Here is a 16,085-nt window from a genome sequence, read left to right as displayed (position 1 = left end):
CTCCTGAGACGGCGAGGAGAGGAGGAGATGCCGGGCTGCGCGGGGCGCGGCGGGGCCCTGTGCGGGGGAGGCAGGGCGTGATTTAATAAAGCAGTTTCGTTTCATAATCGGCATGGCACACGTGGGCGTCAAGAGCCGGTACCGATGTCAGGAGGCTGAATCCCTTGGTCATCACCGATCCGGACCCGCCCCTGCCCGCGGTGGTGGGCGTGGCGGACCTGCGCGCCACCAACGCCGCCGCCATCCTGGCCGCCGTCCGCTCGGCGGAGCGCCACCCCCGGCTGTCGGAGCTGGTCAAGGCCACCAAGCTGTCCCGCCCCACGGTGGAGGCCATCGTGGACGAGCTGGCCGACTGCGGCCTCATCGAGACCGCCGCGGCGGAGTCCGCGCGCGGTCAGCGCTCCCCCGGCCGCCCGGCCCGCCGGTTCCGCTTCCGGGCCCGCGCGGGCTTCGTCGTCGGCGTCGACGTGCGGGCCCGGTCGGTGACCGCCTGCCTCGCCGATCTGGACGGCCGGGCGGTGGCCGTCGAGCGCAAGGCGGTTCGTGCCGACCTCACCGGCCGCGCCCGCGCCCGCGCCGTGACGACGGTGATCGAGGCCGCCATCGGCCGGGCGGGCGTCGACACCCGGCGGGTGTGGGCCGCGACGGTCGGCACCCCCGGCCTGGTCGACCGGGACAACCTCACCATCCGGCAGGCCGACAACCTCAAGGACTGGGCCCGGGCGGACATCGTTGGCATCCTGCGCGAGCAGCTCGACTGCCAGGTGACCGTGGAGAACGACGCCAACCTCGCCGCGCTCGGCGAGCGCTGGTGCGGTGTCGGCGGCGACACCGACGAGATGGTGTTCGTGCTGCTCGGTGAGCGGCTCGGCGCGGGCGTGATCACCGGCGGGCGGCTGCTGCGCGGCCACCACGGGGCGGCCGGTGAGATCGGCTTCATCCGCTTCCCCGGCCTCCCCAGCGAGCCCGCTCCCCCGCGTCCGGGCCTGCCGCCGCAGGCGTCGGACACCGTCCGGGACGCGGCCGCGGGCGATCCGGACGCGGCCCGGGCCGTCGCGTCGTACGGCCGGCGGCTGGCCGACGGCATCGCCCCAGTACTGCTCGCGCTCGACCCGGCGCTGGTCGTGCTGGGCACCGGCCCGTTCGGCGCCCCCGACCTGCTGCCCGCCGCCGAACTCCTCCTCGACGCCGCCCAGCGGCACGCCGACGGCCTCCTCGTGGACCCGCCGCGCTGGCGGCTGTCGGCCCTCGGCGACGAGGCCGTGATCACGGGCGCGGTGCGCCTCGCGCTCTCCTCCGTCGAGGCCGTGCTGCGCACCCGCCCCACCAGTCTCACCCCGCGCTGAGGCGTCAGGACGGGAGGGCGCGGGCGATGAGCTGGGCGAGGTGGGTGGCGGTGCGGTCGGTTCGCTGGGCGATCTGCGTACGGCAGCTGAATCCGTCAGCGAGGATGTGGGTGCCGGGTGCGGCCGCGCGTACGGCGGGGAGCAGGACCTGTTCGCCCGCGGCCACCGAGACGTCGTAGTGGCCGCGTTCGAAGCCGAAGTTTCCGGCGAGGCCGCAGCAGCCCGAGTCCAGGGCGGTGTTGTCCACTCCCATGCGGTGCAGCAGTGTGGTGTCGGCGCCGAAGCCCGAGGTGGCGTGCTGGTGGCAGTGAGTCTGGCTGAGGGAGCGGGCGTCGAGGGCCGGGGCCTGCCAGTCGGGCGCGCGGTGGACGAGGAGTTCGGCGAGGGTGACGGTGGCGCGGGCCAGGGCACGCGCGTCGTCGTCGCCGTCGAGGAGTTCGGGCAGGTCGCCCCTGAGGGCGGCCGTGCAGCTGGGTTCGAGGCCGACGACCGGGATGCCCTCGCGCACCGCGGGCGCGAGCGCGGCGGTGGTGCACCGGGCGATACGGCGGGCGACGCCGAGCTGTCCGGTGGTGATCCAGGTCAGCCCGCAGCACTGGGTTCCCTCCGGAACCCGCACCTGGAAACCGGCGTTCTCCAGCACCGCCACCCCGGCCCGCAGGACCTCGGGGGTGAAGTGGTTGTTGAACGAGTCCACCCACAGCATCACCGGTCCGCGGTGGCCGTCGCCGCCCGGTGCGTGGGCGCGAAACCATGACAGGAAGGTCTGGTCGGCGAAGCGTGGTATCTCCCGTTCAGCGGCGATGCCGCCCAGCCGTTTGACCAGGGGTGCGAGCCGTGATGACGTCAGCACGTTGACCAGCCGTGGCATGCGGGCGGCCGGCCGGGACAGCAGCGGCAGCCAGCCCATGCTGTAGTGCGAGGCGGGCCGGATACGGCGCTTGTAGTGGTGGTGCAGGAACTCCGACTTGTAGGTGGCCATGTCGACGCCGACCGGGCAGTCGGTGCCGCATGCCTTGCAGGACAGGCACAGGTCCAGCGCGTCACGGACCTCGGGGGAGCGCCAGCCGTCGGTGATGACCTCGCCCTGCGTCATCTCGTACAGCAGACGGGCGCGTCCCCGGGTGGAGTCCTTCTCGTCCCGGGTGACCCGGTAGCTGGGGCACATCACGCCGCCGCCGGGAGTGGCCGTACGGCACTTGCCGACGCCGACGCAGCGGCGGGTGGCCTTGGCGAAGTCGCCGTCGTCGGCGTGGAAGGGGAAGACCGTGGTCAGCGGGAGCGGGGTGCGGTGCGGGGTGACCCGCAGATTGCCGTCGACGGGCAGCGGCCGCACGATCATGCCGGGGTTGAGGCCGTTGTCGGGGTCCCAGATGTTCTTGAACTCCTCGAACAGGGCGATGACCTCGGGCCCGTACATGAGCGGCAGCAGCGCGGAGCGGGCCTGGCCGTCGCCGTGTTCGCCGGACAGCGAGCCGCCGTGTGCGACGACCAGCTCGGCGGCGTCGGTGACGAACGCGCGGAAGACGGCCGTGCCGTGCTCGGTGCTGAAGTCGAAGTCGATGCGCACATGGAGGCAGCCCTCGCCGAAGTGTCCGTACACGGCGCCGCTCAGCCGGTGCCGGTCCATCAGCTCGTTGAACTTCCTCAGATACGAACCGAGTCGACCGGGCGGCACGGCGGCGTCCTCCCATCCGGGCCAGGCCTCGGACCCGTCGGGCAGACGGGTCGCCAGACCCGCGCCGTCCTCGCGGATGCGCCACAGCCGCCGGGCCCGGCCGGGGTCGGTGATGACCTCGCTGCCGGTGAGTCCCGCGGTCCGTTCGGCCGCGGTGACGAGGGCCTGGGCGCGCGGGGCCAGTTCGTCGGCCGTGTCGCCGCCGAGTTCGGCGAACAGCCAGGCCCGCGCGGCGGGCAGGGTGTCGATGGCCGCGTGGGTCTCCGGCCGGGTGACGACATCGGTGAGCGCCTGGTCGAGCCCTTCGAGCGCGAGCAACGGGTGGTCCAGCAGGGCGGGTACGGCGTCGGCGGCCGCGCAGGCGTCCTCGTAGCCGAGGACCACCAGGGCCCGGGCGGGCGGGCGCGGGATGAGGCGGACGGTCGCCGAGAGGACGACGGCCAGGGTGCCCTCGCTGCCGACCAGCGCCCTGGCGAGGTGGAAGCGGCGCTCGGGCAGCAGGTGTTCCAGCGCGTAGCCCGACACCTGGCGCGGGAACCGCCCCACCTCGGTGCGCAGCGTCGCGAGGTTGCGCCGCGCGAGTCCGTACAGGGAGGCGATGAGGCGGCCCCGGTCGTCTCCGGCGGCGATGGCCCGGTCGATCTCGTCCTGGGTCATCTCGCCGAGCCGGACCACGGTGCCGCGGTAGGTGACGACTTCGAGTTCCTCGATGTTGTCGGCGGTGCGGCCCCAGGCCACGGAGTGGGTGCCGCAGGCGTTGTTGCCGATCATTCCGCCCAGGGTGCAGCGGCTGTGGGTGGAGGGATCGGCGCCGAACAGCAGGCCGTGCCCGGCGGCGGCCGTCTGGAGGTCGTCCAGGACGATGCCGGGCTCCACGGTCGCGGTACGGGCCCGCGGATCGAGGGCGAGCAGCCGGTTGAAGTGGCGGGAGAAGTCGAGCACCACGCCCGGGCCGACGGCCTGGCCGGAGGTGCTGGTGCCCGCGCCACGGGCGGTGACGGGCACGCCGAGGCGGCGGCAGGCGGAGAGCGCGGCGAGGACGTGGCGCCGCGTCCGGGGGAAGACCACGGCCAGCGGGACCTGCCGGTAGTTGGAGGCGTCGGCCGCGTACTGGGCGCGGCGTCCGGCGTCGCCGTAGACCTCTCCGCAGTCCGCCCGGGCGAGTGCGTCGGCCACCGCTGCCGGGCCGGGACCGCCGTTGCCTGGCGCTGTCGTGCTCACCGCGCTCGCTCCTCGTGTGCTCACCGATCACGTGGATCCTCCGTGGGACCCCACGATGTGGGCGGGCGCGGACGCTTCACAAGGCTCAGCAGGGCGATAGTCTTCACGGGGGAGGGAAAGCGTTCCTTATGCTCCTGGTACCCGGTCCGCCCCGTGCCCGCGAGGAGCCGCGTTGCTCAAGCCCCTGCACCTCCTCACCCTGAAGGCCGTCGTCGGCAGCGGTTCGTTCGCCGTCGCGGCGCGCGACCTCGGCTACACCGCCTCCGCCATCTCGCAGCAGATCTCGGCCCTGGAGAAGGACACCGGTCTGGTCCTGTTCGAGCGGGAGGCGCACGGGATCCGTCCGACCGCCGCGGCCCACCGGCTGGTCGACCTCAGCGGCCGGGCACTGGCCGCCCTGGACGATCTGGACCAGCAGGTGCGGGAGCTGGCCACCGGGGTCACCGGGCGGCTGAGGCTGGGCAGCTTCCCGACGGCGAGCGTACGGCTCGTACCCGCCGCGCTGTCGGCGCTCGTCGAAACCCACCCCCGGGCGCGGATCCAGCTGGAGGAGGGCGAACCGGAGGATCTGATCGCCCTGCTCACCAGCGGTGATCTGGACATCGCCCTGGTCTACGAGTACGGGCTCAGCCCCCGGCAGTGGCCCGCCGGGCTGACCCGCCACCCCCTGCTGCGCGAGGACCTGGTCCTGCTGCGGGCCGCGGACAGCAGGCTGGGGGCAAGCCTTCCCCAGCTGGCCGAGGCGCGCTGGATCACCAGCGCGGAGGGCACGGCCGGGGCCCTCTCGCTGGTCAGGCTCTGCGCGGCCGCCGGATTCGACGCGGAGGTCGCGTTCCGGAGCAACAACTACGACGTCGTACGGGAGTTGGTGTCCACGGGGCTCGGCGTGGCGGTCGTCCCGGCGCTCGGCCACGCGCCGAGCGAGGCGATCCAGGCCACCCGGCTCACCCAGCGGTCCGCGCACCGCCAGGTGATGGCCCTGCACCGCGCCGAGAACACCAATCCCCTGCTCGGCACGGTGCTCGACACCCTGCGGCGCGCGGTGCCCGCCGACGAGCCGTACCTGCACCCGGTCGAGGAGCCCGCGTCATAGGCGCCGCTACCGGGGCGGGACCCGGTCCGGCTCGGGCGCGGACCCGGGCTCTTCGGATTCCGTCATGGTGTCGAGGGCGTCGAGGTCCACCGAGCCGCCCGGCATGACGCTCCGGGTGCGGCGGTATCCGTACAAGGGCGTAGATGAGCGGGCCCGCGACGAGCCAGCCGCCCATCCGGACCCAGGTCTCCCAGTGCAGGAACGACATGAGCCAGACGGAGAACACCATCCCGAGGACGGGCACGAAGGGCATGCCCGGGCAGCGGAAGCCCCGCTTGAGGTGGGGCTTGGTGTAGCGCAGGACCAGGACGGCCGACCAGACCACCACGAAGGCCAGCAGCACGCCGATGTTCGTGAGGTCGGCGACGGCGTTGATGGGCAGCAGACCCGCGAAGACGGCGGCCACGCTGCCGATGACCCAGGTGGCGCGGTGGGGCACCTTGCGCTTGGCGTGGATGGCGCCGAACCAGGCTGGCATCAGCCCGTCCCGGCTGAGGGCGTACCAGAGGCGGGAGGCGCCCATCATGAAGGAGAAGGTCACGGTGACGATGCCGATCACCGCGCCGACGGCGATGACATTGGCCAGCCCGTTCAGCCCGACGCTCGATCCCCACCAGGTCCGGGACGGTGGGACGCTGGGCGAGCACGACCATGCCGATGGCGGTGGCGGCCTGTTCATCGAGGCGCAAGCGAAGATTGACGTCGTACGGGCGTGGGGTGACGGCCTGGTCGCCTCCGCCGACGGAGTCCGGCACGGTCCCGGTACAGACCCTGTACGCGGGCTCGAATCCCCGGTACTTCGGCCTGCGGCACAAGGGTGCCACCTGGCTGAACGTCGTCAACGACCAAGTGATGGGGCTTGGCGGGCTGGTAGTGCCAGGGACGCTGCGCGACTCGCTCACGATCCGCCTGGACCGCATCCGCGCCCACTGGGGCGACATGCTCCGTGTGGTCGGTTCCCTGACTCTGGGCAAGGTCCGTGGTCACGACCTGATCCGCATGCTCTCCCGGGACGGCAATCCGACTGGGCTGGGCGACGCGTTCGCCCACTACGGGCAGATTTTCAAGGCCCTGCACCTGCTCCAGTTCGTCTCGGATGAGGGATACCGGCGGATGATCGGTGCCCATCTGAATGTCACCGAGGCCCGCCACCGCCTCGCCCGGAAGATCTTCTTCGGCCAGCGCGGCGAACTGCGCCAGCACTACCGCGAGGGCATGGAGGACCAGCTCGGCGCCCTCGGCCTGGTGCTCAACGCTGTCGTGCTGTTCAACAGCCTCTCCATCGACACCGCCGTCAAGCAGCTCGCCGCCGACGGCTTCCCTGTCACCGACGAACTGCTCGCCCGGTTCTCGCCGCTCCAGTACGACCACATCAACTTCCCCGACCGCTACGCTTTCCCCCGGCCCGCGGCGCCTGGCCTGCGCCCGTTGCGTGACCCTCACGCCCACGACGAGTCAGACGACGGCGAGCCCGAGTAACGGAGGCGCCGTACGAGGCCTGATCACTTTCACCAGCACCAGGGTGGTGACCGCGGCCATCCGCATTCGCGACACGGGTCCTGTCCGGGCTTTCCTCCAACTTGTACAGCGCCAGTAGGTGGCGGACCAGGGCGAGTGCGGCGAGCAGCGTGACGAGCACGCACACGCCCCACCAGCCAGCCTGGCTCCAGACTCGTATCCCGAGCCAGGAACCTGCGCTGCCGCCCAGGTAGGCGCAGGTCATGTAGGCGGTGTTGAGCCTGCTGCGGGCGTCGGCGCGCAGGGCGTAGACGCGGACTTTATTGGCGACCATGCCGGACTGCATCGCAGTGTCGAGGAGCAGTGTGCCGAGTATCAGGGCGGCCAGACCCAAGGTGCCGCCCCGGGCACCAATGGTGAGGATCGCGGCCGAGACGAGGACGCCAAGCATGCTGACCAGGTTCACCGGATCGGGGCCGTAGCGGTCCACCAGACGGCCGGCGAGCGGGGTGCAGACCATGGTCGCTGCTCCGGCCAGGGCGATCATTCCTACCGCCTGGGCACCCAGCCCGTAAGCCGGTCCGGCGAGCAGGAGCGCCAGGCAGGTCCAGACCGCGGAGAACCCGGCGAAGACGGTTGCCTGGTAGAAGCACGAGCGGCGCAGGTCTCGCTCGGTGCGCAGCAGGCGCAGCGGCTCGGCCAGGAGCGTTGCGTACCGCTGGCAGGAGGACGGGGTTGTGGTCGGCACCGCGAACGCCAAGACGGTGGCGAGGAGCAGGGCCAGGACCGCGGCGACCAGGTAGGGGGCCCGCCAGCCCAGCCACTCACCGAGCGTGCCGCTGAAGGTCCGGGCCAGCAGCATGCCGCCGGTCGATCCGCTCAGCAGGGTGCCGATCACCGCTCCTTGGCGGTCAGCGGCCACGAGACCAGCGGCCAGGGGGCCGACGATCTGCGCGCCCACGGTGGTCAGGCCGACAAGGGTGCTGGCGGCAATGAGGGCCGGCAGAGCCGGCGCGCAACCCGCTGCGAGCAGTGCCAGACCGGTCAGGACGAGGAGGACGACGAGGAACGAGCGGTGCGGGAGCCGGTCGCCAAGCGGCACCAGCAAGACCATCCCGGCCGTGTAGCCGGCCTGTGTGGCGGTCACCACCGCAGCAGCTGAATCGGGTGACACATGCAGCCCGGCGGCGACCAGCGGTCCGATGGCCTGCGGAAAGTAGATGTTGCCCACCGCCACGGCGCACGTGACAGCCAGGATCAGGACTATCCGGCGGCTCATCATTCAGTCCACCGGCCCGCCCGCAACGTAGTTGACCTGGCCGGAGACGAACCCCGCCCCGGGACCTACGAGGAAGGAGACGGTTTGCGCGATGTCGTCAGGGAGGTCCACCCTGCCGACTGGGATGGACTGCTCCGCCCTGTGCCGGAACTCCTCGAAGCTCAGGCCGAGCCGCCGGGCTGAGACCCTGGTCATGTCGCTCACGACGAATCCCGGCGCGATGGCGTTCGCAGTCAAGCCATGCGGTCCGAGCTGGAGAGCGAGGGACTTGGTGAATCCGATCAAGCCCGCCTTCGCGCTGGCGTAGTCAACTCGGTCAGCATCACCGACCGCGGAGATGCTCGACATGTTGACGATGCGTCCCCAACCGGCCGTCACCATGTGCGGGCAGACGGCACGTGCGGCGAAGAAAGGGCCGCTGAGGTTGATCCCCAAGACCGTGTCCCACTGCTGCATGGTCATGCCCACAAGGTCGGCACGGGGTCCGATGCCGGCGTTGTTGACCAGCACCGTCGGCCGCCCGAACGCGGCGGTGATCCGGGCGACGGCCGCAGTGACCGCGGCCTCGTCGGCGACATCAGCGGCGACGGCCAGCGCTGCCCCGCCGACACTTGTGACGGCCTCCACGGTATCGGCGCAGTCCGCCTCGTCCAGATCGATCATTCCGACCGCCAGGCCGTCGCCCGCCAGGCGCCTGGCCACAGCGGCGCCGATGCCGCGGGCAGCACCGGTGACAACCGCCGTCTGCTGCACATGAGTTGTGTGTGTCATGGGAGGAAGTCCACGGCATCGACGTTGCGTCGCCAATCGATGTAGCGTATGTCTTAATGATCAGCTTTGTGCTCGGTGTCGAGGACCTCGCGGACACCCGCTTCGCCCTCTCCCCCCTGCACGAAACCCTGTTCAGCCTGCGAATGCTCCAGGATCCGGGGCTGTCCGCGCTGCACCTGCCCTGGCGCAGGTCCGTACTCGGCAGACTCGGCACGCTCGACACCGGTCTACTGATGTCCCTGGTCGCCCAGCGGCGCACCCTCCCCGACTTCCTGACCCCGAACCCCACGGGTTTCGCGCCGGCCTTCGAAGAAGAACTCTCCGTCGTCCGTCAAGCGTCCTGCGCTCGGGTCCGCCACGACCTGCTGCTTGCGCACGCACCCGACCCTGTTCCCGAAGCGCTCCGCGACGCCACCGCCGCCGAAGACGCACCTGTCGCCAGACTCCGCGACGCCATCTGCGATCTCCTGCGGCAGTACTGGGAGGTGGCCATCGAACCGGTGTGGACCCAGATGCGACTGGTGCTGGAAGCCGACATGACCTACCGCGCCCGCCAGCTCGCCCTGGGAGGCGCCCGACTGCTGTTCGCCGACATGCACCCGAACCTGCGCTGGCAAAGCGGAGAACTGTATATCCGCAAGATGATCAGCAGGCATCGGGTTGCGGCATCTGGGCGGGGACTGTTGCTCCTGCCGTCTGTGTTCGCACACAAACCCGCGCCTCCCGTCAGCCCGGACGAGCCGCCGAGCCTCGTCTATCCCAGCCGGGGAGTAGCCACGCTGTGGGGCTCGGAGTTGCCGACCGTCGACACAACCGCCTTGGTGTCTCTCCTCGGTTCATCCCGAGCGAGACTGCTCAGCCTCCTGGAAGAGCCGTTGCCCACCGTAGAGCTCGCCCGCCGTCTCAGGGTCACCCCAAGCGCGGTCTCCCAACACCTGCGTGTCCTGCACGCCACAGGACTGATCACCCGGACACGTGACGGACGGCATGTGCTCTATCGGAGAAGCGCACTCGGCGACCAACTCACGACCACCGCTACCAAACCGCGAACCCACGACAGCTGAGGCTCAGCAGTCCGCCTCCGCCCAACCCCGCCTGGCCGGACGACTACCCACTCCACCAAGCCGCTGGCTGGTTCCCCACCCATCCGCTGACCGACTCACCCTGTCGGCAAACGATGGCGAACTCAAGCGGTCAGCGCGTCCAATGAACCCGTGCAATCCGAGGGGTCGCGGCGGCTCGAATCCCATCAGATCCGATGGTGATTGCTGAAGGGGTTTGACGACAGATAGGGTCCGACCTTCCGTTCGGAAGGGGCCCACGAGTGGCGAACCTGGTCTACAAGCGGGTCTCGACCGACCAGCAGTCGACCGCCCGGCAGAACCTCGTCCCGGACGAGGCCGGGATCGAGGACCCGGTCGTGGCCCCCCGCTCCTCCAGCAGTCGCCGCCACGGCCCGAGTCCGCCCAGCACGACGGGATGACATCAGCGTCACGGGCGATGCGACCGGCGGCTCGTACAGCGCGCCGTCCCGCTCCCGCAGGCACACCCGCCCCTCCGCGGACACCTTCTTCAGCAGCCCGGTCTGCCCGTCGGCAAACACCACAAGATGCTGCAAGCGGGTCCGCCAGCCGGGGGCCGGCCACACCCGCGCGAGCAGCCCGGCGGGCACCGGTATGCCACCCAGCAGCCACGACTCCACGGTGGCGCGGCACTCCTTCTCGTGCCGTGCCAACTGGTCCTGGAGCGCCGCGAACTGCTCGCCGACCGGGCTGTGCCGCACGGCGCTGGGGATGGACTTCAGGATCTGCCCATTGGCCTTACGGCATCTCAGGCTCGTCCCGTCCAGTGCCAGTTCATGGCCGTGAATCGCGGGCACCCACGCGAGGGGACTCATCATGCGCTGGCTATGACAGCACCCACCGACAATCGGCGCCGAACATATTCCGTTGACCGACGGACGGCCGAGGCACGACACTGTCGCCTTCGTCGGGATCAACGGCATACGTGGGGCGGTGTGCGGTGGCTGGCTCGGACATGGCCCATGACCTGCAAGTCGAGGAGACCTCGTCCGACCCGTCGCTGTGGACAGCGGACTTCCGGCTGTTCTTCACCGCCCGCACCACCTCTCTGCTGGGCGACGCGATGCTCCCCGTAGCGATCACGGCCGCAGTGATCCGGGCGGGATACGGGGCGACTGGGGTGGGCTACGCGCTCGCCGCGCTCGTAGCACCGTTCGCAGCACTGATCATCTTTGGCGGGGTGCTGTCCGACCGCTTCGGCGCCCGGCGGTTGATGGTCGTCTCTGACACGGCCCGGCTGGTCTCTCAGTCGGTACTGGCCCTGCTGTTCCTGCTGGGCACGCCGAAGCTGTGGCAGATCCTGGTGCTGCTAGCCCTGATCGGGGCGGGCAGCGCGATCTTCCAGCCGGGAGTCGCCAGCATCACCCCGCGCTTGGCCCGGGACGTGCAGAAGGCCAACGCCACCCTCCGCATCTCGGAGTCCGTCACCGCCGTGATCGGCCCGTCGCTGGCGGGGCTGTTGCTGGCGGTCTCCTCACCGGCGACGGTGGTCGCCCTCGACGCCTTGACCTACGGGGTCAGCGGCGCCTGCCTCCTCCTGCTCCGCTCGGTCCCGATGGGCCCGGCAACGCGGGACGGCGAATCGTCGTTCCGGGCCGATCTCGTGGAGGGGTGGCGGGAGTTCCGGGCCAGGACCTGGCTGTGGAGCGTCATCGTCGTCTTCATGCTGTGGCAACTGGCCGGTGCCGGTCCCGCCATGACCCTCGGCAACAGCGCGCTCGTCACCGACTACGGAGCATCGACGTTCGGCTTGGTCATGTCGTCCCTCGGGGCGGGAAGTGTGCTGGGCGGAATTGTCGCGATCAAGCTCCGCCCGCGGCATCCGCTCCGGGCCGGCGCCCTCTCCATGATCCTTTGGGCGCTCATGCCGCTGGGCGTCGCTCTCGGCCTTCCCGCGCCGCTCATCGCCGGGTGCTACGGGGTGAGCGGCGTGGGCATGGCCTTCTGGATCGTGATGTTCCACACGAGCGTGCAGACGCACATCCCGCAGGACGTTCTCGGCCGGGTGCACGCGTACGACGCGGCCGGCTCGCTGGTGATGAAGCCGGTCGGGCAGGCGCTGGCGGGACCGCTCGCGGTCGTCGCGGGGACGGTGCCCCTGCTGTGCGTGTCCGCGTCGATGGCGCTCGTCGCCTGCGCCCTTCTGCTGGCGATCCCGGCCGTGCGCGGCCTGAAGCGCGTCGAGGGCTAGGGGAATCCGCGGCCCCGGCCACCCGAAGGCACTTTGGCCAGCAGCGATAGCGAAGCGTGAACGGGGTACCGGTGGTCCCATGCCTGACACGTTGAATTCAGCGAAAGCCCGTGCCGCGCTCCGCGCATCGGCGCGTGTCTCCTGTGAGTTGTTGCTGGTCCTGGTCATGGCCACGGTGGTCCTGTGGACCCTCGGTCAGATGTGGTCGGTCGTCTGGCCGCTCGTCGTCGGCCTGCTCCTCACCACGCTGACCTGGCCCCTGGCCCGTGTTCTGCGCGGGCGCGGGTGGCCTCCGGCATTGGCCGCCTCGGCCGTTACCGTGCTGTTCCTGCTGGTCGCCACGGGCATCGTGGCGTTGATCGCGGTGCCGGTGGCATCAGAGTCCGGTCAACTGACCAAGGGCGTGGCCGAAGGCATCCACCAGGTGCGGCAGTGGGCCGCGGGGCCGCCGCTGAACATCGGCGACGCGCAGATCTCGAAGGCCTCCGACGCTGCGGCCGCCCGCATACAAGGCAGCGCCAGCAGCATGATCACCACGGTGGCCACGGGGGTGAGCACCGTGATCGACGGTATGGTCACGGCCGTTCTGGCGCTCTTCTTGATGTTCTTCTTCCTCAAGGACGGCCCTCGGTTCCTGCCGTGGCTCGCCCGCCAACTGCCCGGCCGGCTCGCCACCGACATCCCCGTCGTGGCCGCGCGCGGTTGGGACACGCTGGGTGCGTTCGTACGTTCCCAGGCGTTGGTCGGCCTGCTCGACGCCGTCCTCATCGGACTCGGTCTGTGGGCCCTGGGGGTGCCACTGGTACTTCCGCTGGCTGTCCTGACCTTCGTGTCCGCGTTCGTGCCCATCGTGGGCGCCCTGTTCGCGGGCGCGGTCGCGGTGCTCATCGCGTTGGTGTCCAACGGGGTGACGGACGCGCTGATCGCGCTGGCGATCATCGTCGTGGTGCAGCAGCTCGAGGGCAATGTGTTCCAGCCCATGATCCAAAGCCGCGGACTCGGCCTGCACGCGGCCGTGGTCCTGCTGGCAGTGACGTTGGGCGGCAGCTTGGCGGGCATCGTGGGCAGTCTGCTCGCCGTACCGGTTGCCGCGCTGATCGCGGTGGTCTGGAACTACCTGCGCGAGCAGCTCAACACCTCGCACTGACCTATTCAGGTTAGGCTAAGCTAAGTTGCGCGTCGGCTGAATACACCCGGGATCCATGGTGAGGAAACGTGCGTTCGTCAGTCTGGTGCAGAGCATCGGACAGGGCTCCCCTGACGTGAACGTCAAATTTAGATTAGGCTAACCTAATTGGCAGGAGCTTATCTGTGTCCCTTCCTTCTCACAAGGAGAGATCCATGCGCCTGGGCACGGCCGACAGGGACAACGCCTTTGTCGAGTTCGGGCTGCCCGGTACCCCCGGCACCGACGGGTTCTGGGCGGCGGCGGGCACACCCGCGTCGTTACCGGCCGACGACGGCTGGGTGACCCTCTTCCTGTGGCGCGGGTCCCCGGCGACCCTCGTCTTCGAGAGCTGGTCCGAGCCCGTGCCCCTGTGCCGGTGGGGCGACACGGACTGCTGGTACGCCGAGGTGCGCATGCCCGCGCGGCTGCGGGTGACCTATCAGTTCCTCTCGGGCGACGAGGCGCACGCCGATCCGCTGAATCCGGTCGGTGCGGGCGGCGACCGGTCCATCGCCGCCACCCCGGACGCCCCGGCCCAGCCGCACTGGCCCGCCCTCGCCGGCAACGATGTGCTGCCCCTCCCCCGCCCTCGGATCCGCTGGAGCAGCGCACGGCTCGGCGGGCGGCGTACGGTGCGCGTCCACCCGGTGGGCGGCGGCGGGCCGGTGGTCCTGCTGCTCGACGGGGACGACTGGCTGTATCTGCACCCGGCCATGACCGCCTTCGACTCGGCCCGCGCCGCCGGTGAGATGCCCGCCGCCACGCTGGTCTTCCTCCCGGCCAAGGACCGGGAGGCCGAGTTCGGGTGCGAGCCCGCGCTGTGGGAGGCGATCCGGGACGAACTGCTGCCGCTGGTGGCGGAGTCCGGTGTGCCCGCCGACCCGGACCGGCTGGTGGTCGCCGGGCAGAGCCTGGGCGGGCTGAGCGCGCTGTACGCGGCCGTGGAGTTCCCGGGGCTGGTGTCCCGTATCGCCTGTCAGTCGGGGTCGTTCTGGTGGACATCCGACGCCGTGGACCGGCCGGACCCCTTGGGCGGCCCGGTGGGCGGCGCCCTCGCCGCGCGGCTGCGGGAGGGCCCCGATCTGTCCGGTCTGCGGGTCGCGTTCGACGTGGGGGAACACGAGACCGGGATGCTCCCCCACTGCGAGCTGACGGAAGTCCTGACCGAACGGAGCGGCGCGACCGTACGGGTCTCGCGGTCGGCGTCCGGCCACGACCGGGCGGGCTGGCGGCAGGCCCTGCTCAGGGATGTCGCCTGGGCACTGGGCTAGGCCGTGTCTTTCGGATCATCGCGAAAGACACGGACTGAGGCTCGGCGCTGGCGGGGCTACCGGGGTCGCAGGGCGTGGAGATCCGGCAGATGGCGTTCGCCGACGTGGGGCAGGGTGGTCTTCCGTCCTTGGCTGTCGCACAGACGTACGCGCTGCCTCGGTGGGGACGAGTCCGTCTCCACGACGATGTCCTGGATGTCGGGCCAGGCCCACTTCCGCACCCGCACCACCCCGACCACGGCGATCCCGCGCGCCCGCACCACCGTGCGGGCGCGCCACAGGGACAGGGCCCACACGCCGTCGACGATGGTCAGAACTCCTATCAGGATCGCGGCGACCCAGCCCGGCAGGTCGTTGATGACCACCTCGAGCACCCCGCACGCCAGCATCAGCGCGATGAGCGCGAGCACCTTCAGCCGCGCGCGTCTGTCGGCGCGGTACTCCCGCAAGATCACACCCGTCACGCCCGTCACACCCATGCCCCGCCCCCCCGGGTGGCCTACTTGGCGACCCAGTAGCCCAAGTTGTTCCGGTTCCCCTCCGCCGCCCGGCGCGGCGCGTCCGGCGATCCCAGCAGACCATACGGCAGATACCCGGAACGGACACCGAGTTCCCACCCATGGACCTGGACGGCGAGGCAGGCCAGGGCGAGGGTGCCGAGGGGGAGGAGGGACCGGGGCGCGGGATCACGGGCATCGGCCTCGACGCTCTCCCGGTACGCGACCAGCCGGGCGACGAGGGCGTCCTCGAAGGCGTGCTGGTCGTCGTCGAGGAGTACGCGGAGCAGCCGCTGGTCCGCGCTCAGCGCGTCGCCGACCTCGTCGAGCCGCCGGGCGGCCGCCGCGCGCTCCCCGGCGTCGGGCTTGCGCAGCGGAACCGTCGGCCAGTCGCGGGGCAGATGCCCGGCCGCCTCGGTGAGATAGGGGCACAGGGCGTCCATGGTGGCGAGGTCGGCGGGGTGGGAGACGGAGGTGTACCGGTTGTAGGGCACGCCGTCACGGATGGCGGGCGCGTAGTCGCCGCGCAGCAGCAGCCCGGTGACCCGCTCCCAGTCCCACACATGCCCGCTGACGACACACATCTCGAACATGTCGAGCCAGGTCCGCGCGGTGGGCGCCTCCTTGACGACGTCCCGGAAGGTGATGGGCCCGTCCCCGAACTCGTCGTCGTCCGGGTCCGTGCTGATCCGCTCCCCGACGAGGGGGAACCGGAGTTCCTGGTCCCCGTTCGGGAAGCACATGATGCTCAGCACTCCGTGCACACACTCCGCGGCGGTGACGGCGGCCGTGCCGGCCGCGGCGTCGAGCCCCGGCTCCGTCACCGTTCGCGCGGCGACATGGTCGAGCAGTTCGTCCGCCATGGCCCGGATCAGCGTCGGCGAAATGCTGCCGTACCGCAGCGAGTGCCACCGCGTGTAGGCCCGCCCGTCGATGTCGTCGAGCGCCTCGGCCAACCGCTGCTCGCCGACCTGATGGCATGTCACGTCTTGCACGTACCCCGTCCCTCCATGAACTCCACGACTGGACG

Annotated in this window: 14 protein-coding genes and 1 pseudogene; 7 read left to right on the top strand and 8 right to left on the bottom strand. The window is 70.8% G+C overall.

Annotated features, from left to right (window positions below; genetic code table 11):
• Nucleotides 1–164: 164 nt before the first annotated feature.
• Nucleotides 165–1,346 carry an ROK family protein gene (locus ACH4TL_RS36830; protein WP_398327834.1) on the top strand — a complete coding sequence of 394 codons (1,182 nt, stop codon included), beginning with the start codon at nucleotides 165–167 and terminating at the stop codon, nucleotides 1,344–1,346.
• 4 nt (nucleotides 1,347–1,350) lie between these two features.
• Here the strand turns inward: ACH4TL_RS36830 and ACH4TL_RS36825 are convergent, their stop codons facing one another.
• On the bottom strand, nucleotides 1,351–4,245 hold the full coding sequence (locus ACH4TL_RS36825) for an FAD-binding and (Fe-S)-binding domain-containing protein (RefSeq protein WP_398327831.1): 2,895 nt from the start codon (nucleotides 4,243–4,245) through the stop codon (nucleotides 1,351–1,353).
• A gap of 172 nt (nucleotides 4,246–4,417) precedes the next feature.
• Between ACH4TL_RS36825 and ACH4TL_RS36820 the strand changes: the two genes are divergently transcribed.
• Nucleotides 4,418–5,338: a LysR substrate-binding domain-containing protein gene (locus ACH4TL_RS36820; RefSeq protein WP_398327828.1), complete on the top strand. Its 921-nt coding sequence runs from the start codon at nucleotides 4,418–4,420 to the stop codon at nucleotides 5,336–5,338.
• Nucleotides 5,339–5,344: 6 nt separating this feature from the next.
• Here the strand turns inward: ACH4TL_RS36820 and ACH4TL_RS36815 are convergent, their stop codons facing one another.
• A complete protein-coding gene (locus tag ACH4TL_RS36815; RefSeq protein ID WP_398328116.1) occupies nucleotides 5,345–5,473 on the bottom strand; it encodes a hypothetical protein in 129 nt (42 codons plus the stop codon).
• Between the two features lie 52 nt (nucleotides 5,474–5,525).
• A pseudogene (locus ACH4TL_RS36810) lies at nucleotides 5,526–6,017 on the bottom strand (APC family permease); the annotation flags it as partial.
• A gap of 38 nt (nucleotides 6,018–6,055) precedes the next feature.
• Here ACH4TL_RS36810 and ACH4TL_RS36805 point away from each other — a divergent pair.
• A complete protein-coding gene (locus ACH4TL_RS36805; protein WP_398327825.1) occupies nucleotides 6,056–6,817 on the top strand; it encodes a Tn3 family transposase in 762 nt (253 codons plus the stop codon).
• On the opposite strand, the gene ACH4TL_RS36800 is transcribed toward ACH4TL_RS36805, so the two are convergent.
• Together ACH4TL_RS36800 and ACH4TL_RS36795 are read right to left on the bottom strand one after the other, a co-directional pair.
• Entirely contained in the window at nucleotides 6,711–8,075 is a 1,365-nt protein-coding gene (locus ACH4TL_RS36800) for an MFS transporter (protein WP_398328113.1), read from the bottom strand. The two genes, ACH4TL_RS36805 and ACH4TL_RS36800, sit on opposite strands and share 107 nt — an antisense overlap.
• Before the next feature lie 3 nt (nucleotides 8,076–8,078).
• Nucleotides 8,079–8,846, bottom strand: coding sequence for an SDR family NAD(P)-dependent oxidoreductase (locus tag ACH4TL_RS36795; protein ID WP_398328110.1), 768 nt, complete (start codon nucleotides 8,844–8,846; stop codon nucleotides 8,079–8,081).
• A gap of 56 nt (nucleotides 8,847–8,902) precedes the next feature.
• On the opposite strand from ACH4TL_RS36795, the gene ACH4TL_RS36790 reads away from it, so the two are divergent.
• Nucleotides 8,903–9,910 (top strand): ArsR/SmtB family transcription factor, encoded by a 1,008-nt coding sequence (locus ACH4TL_RS36790; RefSeq protein ID WP_398327822.1) that lies wholly within the window; start codon nucleotides 8,903–8,905, stop codon nucleotides 9,908–9,910.
• Nucleotides 9,911–10,095: 185 nt separating this feature from the next.
• On the opposite strand, the gene ACH4TL_RS36785 is transcribed toward ACH4TL_RS36790, so the two are convergent.
• Nucleotides 10,096–10,725: a DUF4132 domain-containing protein gene (locus ACH4TL_RS36785; RefSeq protein WP_398425424.1), complete on the bottom strand. Its 630-nt coding sequence runs from the start codon at nucleotides 10,723–10,725 to the stop codon at nucleotides 10,096–10,098.
• Nucleotides 10,726–10,883: 158 nt separating this feature from the next.
• Here ACH4TL_RS36785 and ACH4TL_RS36780 point away from each other — a divergent pair, with 158 nt between their 5' ends.
• From ACH4TL_RS36780 to ACH4TL_RS36770, 3 genes are all read left to right on the top strand, one after another.
• On the top strand, nucleotides 10,884–12,119 hold the full coding sequence (locus tag ACH4TL_RS36780; RefSeq protein WP_398327815.1) for an MFS transporter: 1,236 nt from the start codon (nucleotides 10,884–10,886) through the stop codon (nucleotides 12,117–12,119).
• Nucleotides 12,120–12,198: 79 nt separating this feature from the next.
• Nucleotides 12,199–13,266, top strand: a complete 1,068-nt coding sequence (locus ACH4TL_RS36775) for an AI-2E family transporter (protein ID WP_398327812.1) — start codon at nucleotides 12,199–12,201, stop codon at nucleotides 13,264–13,266.
• 194 nt (nucleotides 13,267–13,460) lie between these two features.
• Nucleotides 13,461–14,558 (top strand): alpha/beta hydrolase-fold protein, encoded by a 1,098-nt coding sequence (locus ACH4TL_RS36770; RefSeq protein ID WP_398327809.1) that lies wholly within the window; start codon nucleotides 13,461–13,463, stop codon nucleotides 14,556–14,558.
• Between the two features lie 56 nt (nucleotides 14,559–14,614).
• Here the strand turns inward: ACH4TL_RS36770 and ACH4TL_RS36765 are convergent, their stop codons facing one another.
• Both ACH4TL_RS36765 and ACH4TL_RS36760 read right to left on the bottom strand, forming a co-directional pair.
• Nucleotides 14,615–15,037 carry a PH domain-containing protein gene (locus ACH4TL_RS36765; RefSeq protein ID WP_398327806.1) on the bottom strand — a complete coding sequence of 141 codons (423 nt, stop codon included), beginning with the start codon at nucleotides 15,035–15,037 and terminating at the stop codon, nucleotides 14,615–14,617.
• A gap of 20 nt (nucleotides 15,038–15,057) precedes the next feature.
• Nucleotides 15,058–16,050, bottom strand: a complete 993-nt coding sequence (locus ACH4TL_RS36760) for an immunity 49 family protein (protein ID WP_398327803.1) — start codon at nucleotides 16,048–16,050, stop codon at nucleotides 15,058–15,060.
• Nucleotides 16,051–16,085 lie beyond the last annotated feature (35 nt).

This window comes from Streptomyces sp. NPDC021115 (assembly GCF_044333065.1).
GTDB lineage: Bacteria > Actinomycetota > Actinomycetes > Streptomycetales > Streptomycetaceae > Streptomyces.
This window is presented reverse-complemented; position numbering and strand designations above follow the sequence as displayed.

Bases quoted from the DNA above. Each gene is read 5' to 3' on its own strand.
- ACH4TL_RS36800 (WP_398328113.1), bottom strand. From the start codon at position 8,075: ATGAGCCGCCGGATAGTCCTGATCCTGGCTGTCACGTGCGCCGTGGCG.
- ACH4TL_RS36770 (WP_398327809.1), top strand. From the start codon at position 13,461: ATGCGCCTGGGCACGGCCGACAGGGACAACGCCTTTGTCGAGTTCGGG.
- ACH4TL_RS36765 (WP_398327806.1), bottom strand. From the start codon at position 15,037: ATGGGTGTGACGGGCGTGACGGGTGTGATCTTGCGGGAGTACCGCGCC.
- ACH4TL_RS36780 (WP_398327815.1), top strand. From the start codon at position 10,884: ATGGCCCATGACCTGCAAGTCGAGGAGACCTCGTCCGACCCGTCGCTG.
- ACH4TL_RS36790 (WP_398327822.1), top strand. From the start codon at position 8,903: ATGATCAGCTTTGTGCTCGGTGTCGAGGACCTCGCGGACACCCGCTTC.
- ACH4TL_RS36795 (WP_398328110.1), bottom strand. From the start codon at position 8,846: ATGACACACACAACTCATGTGCAGCAGACGGCGGTTGTCACCGGTGCT.
- ACH4TL_RS36775 (WP_398327812.1), top strand. From the start codon at position 12,199: ATGCCTGACACGTTGAATTCAGCGAAAGCCCGTGCCGCGCTCCGCGCA.